Consider the following 13059-nt stretch of genomic DNA (forward strand, 5'->3'; position numbering starts at 1 on the left):
AAATCAAAGGTTTGGCGAACTTCGCCCTCCTCTTTCTATAACAGCATGCCTGAAAACACCTCCGCCCTGCCTCCCGTTCCGGCCCAAGACGAAAACCAGCTGATCCTGGAGCGGCGCGAAAAGCTCAAAGCCATCCGCCAACAGCAAGCCGAAGGCAAGGGTGTGGCGTTCCCCAATGACTACAAGCCCAGCCACCGCGCTGCCGACCTGTTTGCCAGCTACGGTGACAAGACCGCAGAAGAGCTGCTGCCCCTGGGCGCCACCGCCAAGGTTGCCGGCCGTATGATGCTCAAGCGCGTGATGGGCAAGGCCAGCTTCTGCACGCTGCAAGATGCGTCGCTGGGCGGCACCGGTGGCCGTATCCAGATCTACGTCAAGGGCGAAGACGTGGGCGCTGAGCTGTATGCCAGCTTCAAGCATTGGGACCTGGGCGACATCGTGGCCGCCGAGGGCACGGTATTCAAGACCAAGACCGGCGAGCTGTCGATCCACGCCACCAGCGTGCGCCTGCTAACCAAGAGCCTGCGCCCCATGCCCGACAAGTTCCACGGCATGGCCGACCAGGAAACCAAGTACCGCCAGCGCTACGTCGATCTGATGACCGACGTGGAAGCCCGCCAGCGCTTCATGGCGCGCAGCAAGGCTGTCAGCGCACTGCGCGAATTCATGGTGGCCAATGACTTCCTGGAAGTCGAAACCCCCATGCTGCACCCCATTCCCGGCGGTGCCAATGCCAAGCCCTTCAAGACGCACCATAACGCGCTGGACCAGGAAATGTTCCTGCGCATCGCACCCGAGCTGTACCTGAAGCGCCTGATCGTTGGCGGATTCGACCGCGTGTTCGAGATCAACCGCAGCTACCGCAACGAAGGTATCTCGGTGCGCCACAACCCCGAGTTCACCATGATGGAGTTCTACGCGGCCTACTGGAATTACCAGGACCTGATGGACTACACCGAGAAGCTGATCCGCGACGCGGCCCAGCGCGCCACCGGCTCACTGCAGCTGACGTACGCGGGCAAGCCTGTCGACCTGAGCCAGCCGTTTGAGCGTCTGACCATCGTCGAAGCCATCCAGAAGTACACCGAAGCTGGCGACAACGTGTTCGATGCCACCTGGCTGACGAATGCAGTGAAGAAGCTGGGCCTGACCGAAGCCAAGAACAAGCTCGCCGGCCGCAGTCTGGCCAGCCTTCAGGTGCTGTACTTCGAGGAAACCGTGGAAGAAAAGCTCTGGCAGCCGACCTTCATCATGGAACACCCGACCGAAATTTCGCCACTGGCCCGCGCAAACGACGACCGCCCGGAAGTCACCGAGCGCTTCGAGCTGTACATCACCGGCCGCGAATTCGGCAACGGCTTCAGCGAGCTGAACGATGCCGAAGACCAGGCCGCCCGCTTCCAGGCCCAGGTCACGGCCAAGGACAGCGGCGACGACGAAGCCATGCATTTTGATGCTGACTTTGTGCGCGCCCTCGAATACGGCATGCCCCCCACCGGCGGCTGCGGTATCGGCATCGACCGCCTGATGATGCTGCTGACAGACAGCGCCAGCATCCGTGACGTGATCCTGTTCCCGGCGCTGCGTCGCGAGGCTTAATTTTCATCATCCGATAGAGCACCAGCGCAGATAGCACCTGCGCTAGCAGCTATCAAAAAAGAAGTAAAAATGTGGGTGCTAGCCACCGCATGAAAATACGGCGGATGGGCAATAGCGACTGGTTTCTACAGTGTGCAAATCGCCCATAATTTCCAATCCCATATTCGGAGAATTTATGAAATTTTTGACTTTGGCTTCGTTGGCTGCAGGTTTGTTTTTTTCGGCGCAATTTGCCCACGCAGATAACACTGACAGCTGCGACAAGTTCAAGACCAGCTACGACAAAACTTATTGCGTCGCCAAGTTATTTTTAGAATCCGACAAAGAGCTGAATGCTGTGTACACAGAGCTGCGCAAACCGCTCAAAGATAACGTCAAACAGCAACTAACCGAAACACAGCGCGACTGGATTAAATACCGGGATGCGTCTTGCGAGCGCTCTGGCTCCATCGACGTAAGCTGCAACTACAAACTCAACCGTGAGCGTGCCGAGTACCTGCGCGACCGTGCCCGTGAGTGCAAAACCGGCACTTGCAACGACGCCGCCATCGCCAAAAAATCTTGGGAATAAGCAGCTTGAACGGATAGGCGCAAGCACATGCTGCCGCGCTATGTGAAAACGCGCAGCGCACAGGCACTTTTGTGTCTGTGCGCTTTTTTTACGTGCGCCGCCGCTTCGAATGCGGCTGACGCACCGCGCACCGCAGGCCAACCATTCGTTATCGTACTGGACCCCGGCCACACGCCCAAGCAACCCGGTGCTTTGGGCGTCAAGGGCATCTATGAAGTCAGCTACAACGATGCACTGAGTGCAAAACTGGCCAAAGCCTTGGAAGCCACGGGCGTGCAGGTGGTGCTCACACGCACACCCTCAGAAGAAATCAGCCTGGACGGACGTGCCGAGCTGGCAAACGCCCGACAGGCCGATTTATTTTTAGCGTTGCACCACGATTCGGCGCAACTGAAATACCTGGCCAAAACTGAGGTCAACGGCACCCCCGCCTACCAAACTGTTCAGCCTATTGCCGGTTACTCGATCTTTGTGTCCCAACGCAATCCCAAGTTTGCACAGAGCCAGCAGTTTGCCAAGCTACTGGGGCAAGCATTGCTAGGACTAGGTCGCCATCCCACACTGCACCACGCCGAACCCATTGCGGGCGAAAACCGCGAACTGCTTGATGCCAAGTTGGGCATTTACAAATTTGACGAGCTGCTGGTTTTGCGAAAAACCACGGTCCCCGCAGTGCTGCTGGAGGTCGGTGTGATCGTGGACGCGGGGGATGAAAAGTATGTGGCCGACAACACCAAGCAAGATGCCATCGTGCAGGCGATCGTGGCAGCCGTCGAAAAATTCCAGCATGCAGTCTTACCCCAACTCCAAAACTAGAGCTTCACTTTTCCCTGCGTTAGCTGCCCATCTGCAAATTCCAATACCCAATAGCCCCCTAGCGCATGTACTAGCAGCGCTAGTAGCTACCAAATAAATAGCACCTCAAGGCACCAGCCAGAGCGCCTGCATATAGGCCGGATGGGTCATCAGCTTGTCCCAGTCCAGCGCGGGCGTGGTGGGCAACAGGCTTTGGCGGCGGTCTTCGCTGGCTTCGTTGGGTTCCCACTGACCCTTGAGCTGGGCCTCGGTCAGGCCTTGCAGCAGGGCATCCACGGCCAGGCCCTTGTCGACCGGGCTTTGATTGCACAGCAGCACCATATCGCAACCAGCCTCCAGCGCAGCCACGGCGGCTGCGGTATAGCTCACGTCCTTACCGTCGATGCGACGCGCGCCGGCCATGCTCAAATCGTCGCTGAAGATCGCGCCATGGAAGTCCAGCTGGCCACGCAACACATATTGCAGCCACTTGCTGGAGAAGCCCGCGGGCCGGCTGTCCACCTTGGGGTAGATCACATGGGCCGGCATGACGCTGGACAAGCTGGTGTTCAGGCTGGCGTAGGGCAAGGCGTCTTCGGCCAGGATGGCCTTCAGGCTGCGCTTGTCCACCGGGATCTCGGTATGCGAATCGGCCTTCACGAAGCCATGGCCGGGGAAGTGCTTGCCGCAGTTCGCCATGCCACCCTGCAACAGGCCATGCACCAGGCTCTTGGCCAGCAGGCTGACCACACGTGCATCGCTATGGAAGGCGCGGTCGCCAATCACGCTGCTTTCGCCGAAATCCAGGTCCAGCACCGGGGTGAAGCTGAAGTCCACGCCGCAGGCGCGCAGCTCGGTGGCCAGCACATAACCACAGGCGGTGGCGACATTGGTGGCCTGCAGGGCGTCGCGCATCCACATCTCTCCCAACACGCGCATGGGCGGCAGGTGGGTGAAGCCATCGGTCTTGAAACGCTGGACCCGACCGCCTTCATGGTCCACGCAGATCAGCAGGTCTTTGCGGACCTTTTTGATGTCCCGGCACAGGGCGGTGAGCTGGGCCCGGTCTTGCCAATTGCGCGCAAACAGGATGATGCCGCCGGTCAGCGGGTGCTTGAGGCGCTGGCGGTCGGTGCGGGTCAGCGTGGTGCCGGCAATGTCAATGATCAGGGGGGCGTGTTGGGACATAGGAAAGATTTATAAAAATTGTGCCTCTAGCGCAGACAATACCTGCGCTAGCAGCTATTAATACTATAGCAATCGAGAATCAAGCAGGCAAACGCTCCACGACAACAAAGCTGGCGGCGTAGTCGGTTTCGTCGGTCACGGTGACGTGGGCGCTCAGCCCCTGCGCTTCAAACCAGGTTTTCAGTGCCGCGTGCAAAACAATGCTGGGCTGGCCGCTGGGCAGGTTAACGATCTCGCAGGAGCGCCAGGTCATGGGCATGCGCATGCCCATGCCTATGGCTTTGCTGAACGCCTCCTTGGCGCTGAAGCGTGTGGCCAGGTAGCGCACGCCCCGCTCGGGCCAGCGCGCGCCGCGCTTGCGCCAGGTCTCCAGCTCGGCATCGCTCAGCACCTTCTCGGCAAAGCGGTCACCATGGCGCTCCAGGCTGGCGCGGATGCGGCGCACGTCGCAAATATCGGTACCTATGCCGTAAATCATGGCCGGGCGGCATCGGCGATACAGCGCAGGTAATCACGCACCGTGGCGGCATAGCCCAGCTCCAGCGCGTCGGCCACCAGCGCGTGGCCTATGGACACTTCTTGCACCTGCGGGCAGGCACGCAGAAAAGCGGTGAGGTTGTCGCGGCTCAGGTCGTGGCCGGCGTTCACTCCTAAATCGATAGCTGCTGCCGCTTGTGTTGCCTGCGCGAACTGGCTTAAAACCTCTTGGAATTGGGGCTTGTCGTAGGCGCTGGCGTAGCTTTCGGTATAGAGCTCGACGCGGTCTGCGCCCACGGCCTTGGCCAACGCCATGGCCTCGGGCACGGGGTCCATGAACAGGCTGACGCGCACGCCCAGGCTCTGCGCCTCGGCGATCAGTGGCCGCAAGCGGTCGCCGTCCTGGGCTAGGTTCCAGCCATGGTCGCTGGTGAACTGGTCTTCGCCGTCGGGCACAAAAGTGCACTGGTGGGGGCGGCAGCGGCGCACAAAGTCCATCAGGTTCTGGAACGGGTTGCCTTCAATGTTGAACTCACGGTCGGGCCAAGCGGTCAGCAGGTCAGACAGCTCGTACACGTCTTCGGTGCGGATATGCCGCGCGTCGGGCCGCGGGTGTACGGTAATGCCCTGGGCACCGGCCTCCAGGCACAGGGTGGCGGCACGGGCTACGCTGGGGATGCCCAGATGCCGGGTGTTGCGCACCAGCGCCACCTTGTTGACGTTGACCGAGAGGGCGGTTCGCACCGCAGCGTGGGGAGAAGTCATAGGGCTTGCAGATCCATCATCAATTGCCGCGTATGCAGCGTTGCCATGCCGCAATGGTAGTGCAGCACGGCGCGCAACTGGGGCTTCAGTCCGTTCAATACCTCGGCGCAGGCACGCAAAGTGGCTGTGAACGGTGCGCCAGGCTGCAGCGATTGCTGCAGCGACAGCCACTGCGCGCCGCTCATGCTGGCCCGGTCGTCCGCCTGGCTCTGGCGCAGGCCACCTTCGGCGACCAGGCTGTAGCGGCCCTCGGGCTCCAGGGGCTCGAAGGTCATGGTCTGCACGTCCAGCAAGGGCAGCAGGCCAATCTCGCGCAGCAACAGCAGCTCAAACGCCCGCAGCGCCGGTTGCAACGCTTCGCCATGTTCAGAGGCCAGCACCTGCACCGCAACGCCGTAGGCGTCGAATAAAGCCGTGTGCGGGTCGTCGCGCGCCAGCAGGCGCATCAGCAACTCGTTCAGGTAGTAGCCGGACAGCAGCGCATCGCCGGTCGGCATCACGTGGCCGCCCACCCATTCGGCCGCCTTGAGGTTGCGGATTTCCGCATCACCGCCAAACGACAGGCGCAAAGGCTGCAACGGCAGCAGGATGGGACGGAAGTTGGAAGTCGGCTTCTTCACCCCCTTGGCCACAATCGCCATGCGACCGTGGTGGCGGGTGAAGACCTCCAGGATCAGGCTGGACTCGCTCCAGTCGTAGCGGTGCAAAACATATGCAGGCTCGTCATGGAACCGTTTTGGAGCCACGAATCACTCGTAGCCAAAGGAGCGGACTCGTGCCTCGTCGTCGGCCCAGCCGGAGCGCACTTTCACCCAAACTTCGATGAATACCTTGGCGTCCATCAGTTTTTCGAGTTCGACACGGGTTTCCATGCCGATGCGCTTGATGCGTTCGCCCTTGTCGCCGATCACCATGGCCTTGTGGCCATCGCGTTCGACCACAATGGTGGCGGCTATCTTCAGCAGGCGCTTCTGGCCCTTGCGCGCAGGCGGCTCTTCCTCGAACTTGTCAATGATGACGGTGGAGGTATAGGGCAGCTCGTCGCCGGTCAAACGGAACAGCTTCTCGCGCACGGTTTCAGCGGCCTGGAATTTCTCGCTGCGATCGGTCAACTCGTCTTCGTCATACCACCAGGCCTGCTCGGGCAGGTATTTGGCGCAGATGCCGAACAGGCGCTCGATATCCTTGGCGTTCTTGGCCGACATGGGTACGAACTCGGCAAACGGATGGCGCTCCTGCATACTCTGCAGCCAAGGTGCGATCTCGGCACGGCGGTGTACGTTGTCCAGCTTGTTGGCAATCAGCAGCACCGGAATATTCGGCTTGAGCAGGGACAGCACCTTGGCATCGGCCAGGGTAAAGCTGCCGGCTTCCACCACGAACAGCACCAGGTCCACATCGCTCACAGCACCCTGTACCGTCTTGTTCAAAGAGCGGTTCAGCGCGTTGTTGTGCAGCGTCTGGAAACCGGGCGTATCCACAAACACAAATTGCGTGTTGTCGCGGGTACGGATGCCGGTAATTCGGTGCCGCGTAGTCTGCGCCTTGCGTGAGGTGATGCTGATCTTCTGGCCCACCACCGCGTTGAGCAAAGTGGACTTGCCCACGTTGGGCTTGCCGACGATAGCCACCAGGCCGCAGCGCTGACCGGTCGCGGGCGCATCGGGAGACGCTTTTTTCAAATCGGCCAGCATACCTTCCAGGGACGCCATGGCATCGTCTGGTGCATCTGTAGGTTCGGTAGAGGACTCTGGGGGATTGGGGGGGGTAGAGCTTGCTGTCATTTGGAGGCTTTCACGGCGACGGCTTTGGATTCAAGTTTGACCAGCATGGCAGCGGCCGCCGCCTGTTCGCCAGCACGGCGCGAGCCGCCAATGCCGCGCTCGGCCAGGCCAAGCTCAACAATTTCACATTCCACATCAAAGGTCTGCCGGTGGGCCGCCCCCAAGGTGCTGACCACGCGGTAAGCGGGTAACTTCATTTTGCGGCCTTGCAGCCACTCCTGCAACTCGGTCTTGGGGTCCTTGCCGATCGCCTGCATCTGCGGGTTGATTTCTACCGTCTTGAACAGGCGGTGCACCAAGGCCTCGGCAGCGCCGTAGCCGGCATCGAGGAACACCGCGCCAATCACCGCTTCCAGCGCATCGGCCAGAATGGACGGGCGTTTTTGCCCACCCGAGCGGGCCTCGCCCTCGCCCAGGCGCAGCACGCCGGGCAGGTCCAGCACCACAGCCAGCTGGTACAGCGTGTCCTGCTTGACCATGTTGGCGCGCACCCGGGACAGATCACCCTCGGGCAAGGCACTCAAACGGATGTATAGCAGGCCGGCAACGGCCAGATTCAATACCGAGTCGCCCAGAAATTCCAGGCGTTCGTTGTGGTCTGCCGAAAAGCTGCGGTGCGTGGTGGCACGGACCAGCAGTTTTTCATCAGAAAACACATGTTGCAGACGTTGCTGCAACGCAAGAAGACCATCGTTCACGCTATTTGCTGGAGCCAGAGTACTTGATCAATAGATATGCCGGACCAAAGAGTTCGATCTCTTTGTTGTAGGCCACCGAGACGACAACCTTGTCGCCGTTTTTGCTGATTTCCAAGTCCTTGGCTGTAACCGAGGAGATCAAATCAATGCTGGCGGCCTTGTCAAAAATAACGCGCACTTCCGACACGGTGTTGCCCTCTTTGGCCTTGTTCAGGGCCTTCAGAATGGTCTGGTATTCGATCACGGTCGGCACCACCTTGGCACCTACGATGAATACCGAAATCACCAGTGCCATCATGAGAACCAGCCCGATGAAGGACAGGCCACGTTGCTTGGATTTGAATGCAGATGTGTTCATACGGTAACTTTGCATCGATTACGGTTAGTGGAACGAGCCAATGCGCTTAGGACTACTGAAATTCATCCATACGAAGAAGGCCTTGCCGACGATATTCTTGTCCGGCACAAAGCCCCAATAGCGGGAATCTGCCGAGTTGTCGCGGTTGTCGCCCATCATGAAATACTGGCCTTCGGGGACTTTGCACACCACGCCTTCAACACTGTATTTGCAGTTTTCCTTGAAGGGGAAATCGTCCGTACCCTGTACAAAAGCAGGTCGGCTGTCGTCATTCAGCAAACGGTGGGGTCGGTCACCCAGGTTTTCTTCGAATTGCTTGAAATAGCGCATCTGGTCTTCGTCAAAGAAGTCTGCGGTGGGTTTGGTCGCAATTTCCTTGCCGTTGATAGTCAGGCGCTTATTGATATAAGCCACCTCATCACCGGGCACGCCCACCACACGCTTGATGTAGTCCATGCTGGGCTTGGGTGGATAACGGAACACCATGACATCACCACGCTGGGGTGGTGTGCCAGCGGTGATCTTGGTGTTCAGTACCGGCAAGCGAATGCCGTAATGGAATTTGTTAACCAGAATCAGGTCGCCCACCAACAGCGTCGGAATCATGGAGCCAGACGGGATCTTGAAGGGTTCGAACAAAAACGAACGCAGCAAAAAGACCGCAATGATCACCGGGAACAAGCCGGCGGTCCAGTCCAGCCACCAGGGTTGCATCAACAGACGGGCCTTGGCATCAGGCACCACTTGGTCTACCTGGGTGATGCCCATCTTGTTCAATTCAGCCAATCGCTGGGTGGAAGCCTCTTCCAGGCGCACCACGGCCAACTTGCGTTGCGGTAGAAAATAAAATCGTTCGGCCAACCAGTACAAACCGGTGACCAAGGTCGCCAAAAACAAGAGCAACGCAAAGTTGCCTTCCACCACACCCATATACCAGGCGCCGCAGTAGCCCACAAAGGCCGCCAAAATTACCGAAGTCAGAGCTTGCATCAATCTTCCACCTGCAGAATTGCCAGAAAAGCCTCTTGCGGGACTTCTACCGAGCCGATTTGCTTCATACGTTTTTTACCGGCCTTTTGTTTTTCGAGGAGTTTCTTCTTGCGCGAAATATCGCCGCCGTAACACTTGGCGATCACGTTCTTGCGCAGCGCTTTGATTGTCTCACGCGCAATAATGCCGGAGCCAATGGCCGCCTGGATCGCCACGTCGAACTGCTGGCGGGAAATGATCTCGCGCATTTTGGCCACCACCGCGCGGCCACGGTACTGCGACTGGCTGCGGTGCACGATGATCGACAAGGCATCGACCTTTTCGCTGTTCAGCAAAATGTCCACCTTCACCACATCCGCAGCGCGGTACTCCTTGAACTCGTAGTCCATCGAGGCATAACCGCGGCTCACCGATTTGAGTTTGTCAAAGAAGTCGAGCACGATCTCGGCCAGCGGCATCTCGTAGGTCAGAACGACCTGGCGGCCCTTGTAGGCCATGTTCATTTGCACGCCGCGCTTCTGGTTCGCCAGCGTCATCACCACACCCACGTACTCTTGCGGCATGTACAGGTGCACGGTCACGATGGGTTCGCGTATTTCCTCCATGCGGCTGGAGTCGGGCATCTTAGATGGGTTCTCCACCATGGTGACGGTGCCGTCAGAACGCGCCACCTGGTACACCACGCTAGGTGCGGTAGTGATCAGATCTTGGTCGAACTCGCGCTCCAGGCGCTCTTGCACAATTTCCATGTGCAGCAGGCCGAGGAAACCGCAGCGGAAACCAAAGCCCAAGGCCTGCGACACCTCGGGCTCGTAGTGCAGTGATGCATCGTTGAGCTTGAGCTTTTCCAGCGCGTCGCGCAACGAGTCGTACTCGCTGGCCTCGGTCGGATACAGACCGGCAAAAACCTGCGGCTGGATTTCCTTGAAACCTGGCAAGGCTTCGGTCGCTGGGCCGGCGTTGTTCGGTAGCTTCTTCTCCAAGGTTACCGTGTCGCCCACCTTCGCAGCTTGCAGCTCCTTGATGCCGGCAATGATGAATCCCACCTCGCCCGCCTCAAGGGACTGACGCACTTCGGTGGCCGGCGTGAACACGCCCAGGTTATCGGCGTTATAGACCGCGCCCGAAGCCATCATGCGGATGCGCTCGCCCTTGCCCAAACGGCCATCAACCACGCGCACCAGCATCACCACGCCCACATAGGAATCAAACCAGCTGTCGATGATCATGGCGCGCAAGGGTGCGTCCGGGTTGCCCTTGGGTGCTGGCACCCGGGCCACGATAGCCTCCAGAATCTCATCAATACCCAAACCCGTTTTCGCCGAGCAAGGGATGGCGTCGGTCGCATCGATACCGATCACGTCTTCAATTTCAGCCCGTGCGTTGTCAGGGTCTGCATTCGGCAAATCGATCTTGTTCAGCACCGGCATGACCTCCACGCCGAGGTCGAGCGCGGTGTAGCAATTGGCCACGGTTTGTGCTTCCACGCCCTGGCTGGCATCGACCACCAGTAACGCGCCTTCACACGCAGACAGCGAGCGACTCACTTCGTACGAGAAGTCCACATGGCCGGGCGTGTCGATCAGATTCAGGTTGTAAATCTGACCATCCTTGGCCTTGTAGTGCAGCGCTGCCGTCTGTGCCTTGATAGTTATCCCACGCTCTTTTTCGATGTCCATCGAATCGAGCACCTGGGCCTCCATTTCGCGTTCAGCCAGTCCGCCGCAGCGTTGAATCAGGCGGTCTGCCAACGTTGATTTACCGTGGTCAATATGCGCGATGATGGAAAAATTTCTGATGTGGTTCATCAACGGGAAGCTTTAAGTGATTGAATTAAAAGGCGCAGAAATGAAAAAAGGGCGCGTCGATGACGAACGCGCCCTGAACCAACAATCTTTGGCAACTGCGATAGCTGGAGCTTCATTGTAGGTAAAAAGGCGAATCAGCACAGCCCACGCACCAGCACCATGCAAGCGTTGCAAGGTCACAACAGGCAACTTATTCACAACTTATCAACAGGGCCGGTGGATAGTTTTCTGGACAACTTGTGGGCGATCTGTGGATCGCCTGCGTTCCACAAGGCTTCGTCCCGCATCGTGGTTTTCACCATTTTTGATATGTCCAAAACCCATAGAGCGAGTCGCTGATTCTATCCAAAATCGTTGTTAGCACTTTTTGAAGTTAGTAATTACAAACATCCAAAGAACCCGAAAGGCACACAAGAATTTTTTGTGACAGCCCATTTACAGGTTTTCAGCGACAAAAAAAGCCCCAATCCCTAGTTGGGAAGGGGGACTTTTATGGGTTTACAAGCTTATTTACCAGGACGTATCAGTGCGTACTGCGCCCACTCACCACGCCGGAACAACAGATTTACGGGCTTGGATTTGTCCATTTTGGCCACTGCAGCCTCAAAGTCCTTGACCGTATTGACCTCGACATTGGCGATTGCCACGATCACATCTCCCTCACGCACCCCGGCCCTGGCTGCACCATCAGTGGCGCTATCTACTCTGACGCCGCCTTTGAGCTTCAGCTCCTTCTTCTGTGCGTCACTCAATTCACTCACGGCCAGGCCGAGCAATTGGCCAGCCGAAGATGCCTTGGGCTTTTCCTCCTTGGCGGTGGGTTTTTTAGCGGGTTTATCGTCTTCGATCTCAGCAATCACCACGGACAAGTCCTTGTACGCGCCCCGCCGAAATACTGTCAGGCTGCTCTTTGTGCCGGGCTTGGTATTACCCACCAGACGCGGCAGGTCAGAAGACTTGTCAATCGCCTTACCGTCGAACTTGGTAATGATGTCGCCCGCCTCCACGCCGGCCTTTTCCGCCGGAGCGCCCGCCTCCACACCCCGCACAAACGCACCTTGCGCTTTACCCAGTCCAACCGACTCAGCGACATCCTTGGAAACCTGTTCAATCTGCACACCGATACGGCCACGCGAGACTCGCCCGGAAGCCCGCAGCTGATCGCCCACGCGGGCCGCTTCATCGATCGGTATTGCGAACGAAATGCCCATAAAACCGCCAGAGCGCGAGTAGATCTGGCTGTTGATACCTACCACCTCGCCACGCATATTGATCAACGGCCCACCCGAATTGCCAGGGTTGATAGCCACGTCGGTCTGGATGAAGGACAGGTAATCACCGGTATCGCGTTGCTTGGCACTGACAATGCCGGCGGTCACGGTGTTTTCCAGACCGAATGGCGAGCCGATCGCCATGACCCATTCGCCAACCTTGAGGCGGTTCACATCTCCGACCTTCACCGCAGGCAAGCCAGATGCATCGATCTTGACCAAAGCCACATCGCTGCGCTTGTCATAACCGATGATCTTGGCCTTGAACTCCCGTTTGTCGGTCAGAGTAACCATCACCTCATCGGCACCCTCAACCACATGGGCATTGGTCATGATGAAACCATCCGAACTGAGAATGAAGCCGGAGCCCACTCCGCGCGGCGTTTCTTCATCCGGATCTTGCTGCGGCTTTTGCTGGCGCGGAGTCTGACGTGGCGTGTTCGGAATCGGCACACCAAAGCGCCGGAAAAACTCCTGCATCTCCTCGTCCATACTGTTGTTTGCCGTGGCACGGGAGGACACCTTTTCCAAGGTACGAATATTCACCACAGAGGGCCCAACCTGCTCCACCAGATCGGTGAAATCGGGCAAGGTACGGGTCTGGGCCAACACCGGGGTGGTGGGCAGCAGAGCAACGGTGGATGCCACTGCCACGGTCCACGTCACGGCAAGCAAACGTACTTTTTTCAAACTGAGCGGCAACATCGTCATGCTTTCTTTCAAAATTCAAAGGGCCAGCCGATAGGACCGGCACT

The 13059-nt window shown here is 58.4% G+C and carries 13 protein-coding genes; 3 read left to right on the forward strand and 10 right to left on the reverse strand.

Translation table 11 applies throughout. The features are described 5' to 3' along the window. Positions 1-45 precede the first annotated feature (45 nt). The 3 genes from lysS (at position 46) to AC07VY_RS10660 (ending at position 2986) form a co-directional block, all read left to right on the forward strand. Positions 46-1599 carry a lysine--tRNA ligase gene (lysS, locus tag AC07VY_RS10650; RefSeq protein WP_495097517.1) on the forward strand — a complete coding sequence of 518 codons (1554 nt, stop codon included), beginning with the start codon at positions 46-48 and terminating at the stop codon, positions 1597-1599. A 175-nt stretch (positions 1600-1774) separates the two neighbouring features. Beyond that, a complete protein-coding gene (locus AC07VY_RS10655; RefSeq protein ID WP_495097516.1) occupies positions 1775-2170 on the forward strand; it encodes a lysozyme inhibitor LprI family protein in 396 nt (131 codons plus the stop codon). 27 nt (positions 2171-2197) lie between these two features. Continuing rightward, on the forward strand, positions 2198-2986 hold the full coding sequence (locus AC07VY_RS10660) for an N-acetylmuramoyl-L-alanine amidase family protein (protein ID WP_495097515.1): 789 nt from the start codon (positions 2198-2200) through the stop codon (positions 2984-2986). A 105-nt stretch (positions 2987-3091) separates the two neighbouring features. On the opposite strand, the gene nagZ is transcribed toward AC07VY_RS10660, so the two are convergent. The 10 genes from nagZ to AC07VY_RS10710 form a co-directional block, all read right to left on the reverse strand. Then, complete coding sequence (gene nagZ, locus AC07VY_RS10665; protein ID WP_495097514.1) at positions 3092-4153, reverse strand: beta-N-acetylhexosaminidase; 1062 nt, start codon at positions 4151-4153, stop codon at positions 3092-3094. Positions 4154-4232: 79 nt separating this feature from the next. Next, positions 4233-4631 (reverse strand): holo-ACP synthase, encoded by a 399-nt coding sequence (acpS, locus tag AC07VY_RS10670; RefSeq protein WP_495075402.1) that lies wholly within the window; start codon positions 4629-4631, stop codon positions 4233-4235. After that, positions 4628-5395 (reverse strand): pyridoxine 5'-phosphate synthase, encoded by a 768-nt coding sequence (locus AC07VY_RS10675; RefSeq protein WP_495097513.1) that lies wholly within the window; start codon positions 5393-5395, stop codon positions 4628-4630. Before AC07VY_RS10675 ends, acpS begins: the two co-directional genes overlap by 4 nt. Continuing rightward, positions 5392-6141 carry a DNA repair protein RecO gene (gene recO, locus AC07VY_RS10680; protein WP_495097512.1) on the reverse strand — a complete coding sequence of 250 codons (750 nt, stop codon included), beginning with the start codon at positions 6139-6141 and terminating at the stop codon, positions 5392-5394. Before recO ends, AC07VY_RS10675 begins: the two co-directional genes overlap by 4 nt. A 3-nt stretch (positions 6142-6144) precedes the next feature. After that, positions 6145-7107, reverse strand: a complete 963-nt coding sequence (gene era, locus AC07VY_RS10685; RefSeq protein WP_495097511.1) for a GTPase Era — start codon at positions 7105-7107, stop codon at positions 6145-6147. Between the two features lie 68 nt (positions 7108-7175). Continuing rightward, complete coding sequence (gene rnc / locus AC07VY_RS10690) at positions 7176-7877, reverse strand: ribonuclease III (protein ID WP_495097510.1); 702 nt, start codon at positions 7875-7877, stop codon at positions 7176-7178. A 1-nt stretch (position 7878) separates the two neighbouring features. After that, on the reverse strand, positions 7879-8235 hold the full coding sequence (locus tag AC07VY_RS10695) for a DUF4845 domain-containing protein (protein ID WP_495075398.1): 357 nt from the start codon (positions 8233-8235) through the stop codon (positions 7879-7881). Positions 8236-8259: 24 nt separating this feature from the next. Then, positions 8260-9225, reverse strand: coding sequence for a signal peptidase I (gene lepB, locus AC07VY_RS10700; protein WP_495075397.1), 966 nt, complete (start codon positions 9223-9225; stop codon positions 8260-8262). Next, a complete protein-coding gene (gene lepA / locus AC07VY_RS10705; RefSeq protein WP_495097509.1) occupies positions 9225-11033 on the reverse strand; it encodes a translation elongation factor 4 in 1809 nt (602 codons plus the stop codon). The genes lepB and lepA overlap by 1 nt, the downstream gene beginning before the upstream one ends. A gap of 506 nt (positions 11034-11539) precedes the next feature. Further along, on the reverse strand, positions 11540-13009 hold the full coding sequence (locus tag AC07VY_RS10710) for a DegQ family serine endoprotease (RefSeq protein ID WP_495097549.1): 1470 nt from the start codon (positions 13007-13009) through the stop codon (positions 11540-11542). Between the last annotated feature and the right edge of the window lie 50 nt (positions 13010-13059).

It is taken from the genome of Rhodoferax sp. GW821-FHT02C08 (assembly GCF_059421805.1).

Coding starts and splice junctions, on each gene's coding strand:
- lysS (WP_495097517.1), top strand. CDS start 46: ATGCCTGAAAACACCTCCGCCCTGCCTCCCGTTCCGGCCCAAGACGAA.
- AC07VY_RS10655 (WP_495097516.1), top strand. CDS start 1,775: ATGAAATTTTTGACTTTGGCTTCGTTGGCTGCAGGTTTGTTTTTTTCG.
- AC07VY_RS10660 (WP_495097515.1), top strand. CDS start 2,198: ATGCTGCCGCGCTATGTGAAAACGCGCAGCGCACAGGCACTTTTGTGT.
- nagZ (WP_495097514.1), bottom strand. CDS start 4,153: ATGTCCCAACACGCCCCCCTGATCATTGACATTGCCGGCACCACGCTG.
- acpS (WP_495075402.1), bottom strand. CDS start 4,631: ATGATTTACGGCATAGGTACCGATATTTGCGACGTGCGCCGCATCCGC.
- AC07VY_RS10675 (WP_495097513.1), bottom strand. CDS start 5,395: ATGACTTCTCCCCACGCTGCGGTGCGAACCGCCCTCTCGGTCAACGTC.
- era (WP_495097511.1), bottom strand. CDS start 7,107: ATGGCGTCCCTGGAAGGTATGCTGGCCGATTTGAAAAAAGCGTCTCCC.
- AC07VY_RS10695 (WP_495075398.1), bottom strand. CDS start 8,235: ATGAACACATCTGCATTCAAATCCAAGCAACGTGGCCTGTCCTTCATC.
- lepB (WP_495075397.1), bottom strand. CDS start 9,225: ATGCAAGCTCTGACTTCGGTAATTTTGGCGGCCTTTGTGGGCTACTGC.
- lepA (WP_495097509.1), bottom strand. CDS start 11,033: ATGAACCACATCAGAAATTTTTCCATCATCGCGCATATTGACCACGGT.
- AC07VY_RS10710 (WP_495097549.1), bottom strand. CDS start 13,009: ATGTTGCCGCTCAGTTTGAAAAAAGTACGTTTGCTTGCCGTGACGTGG.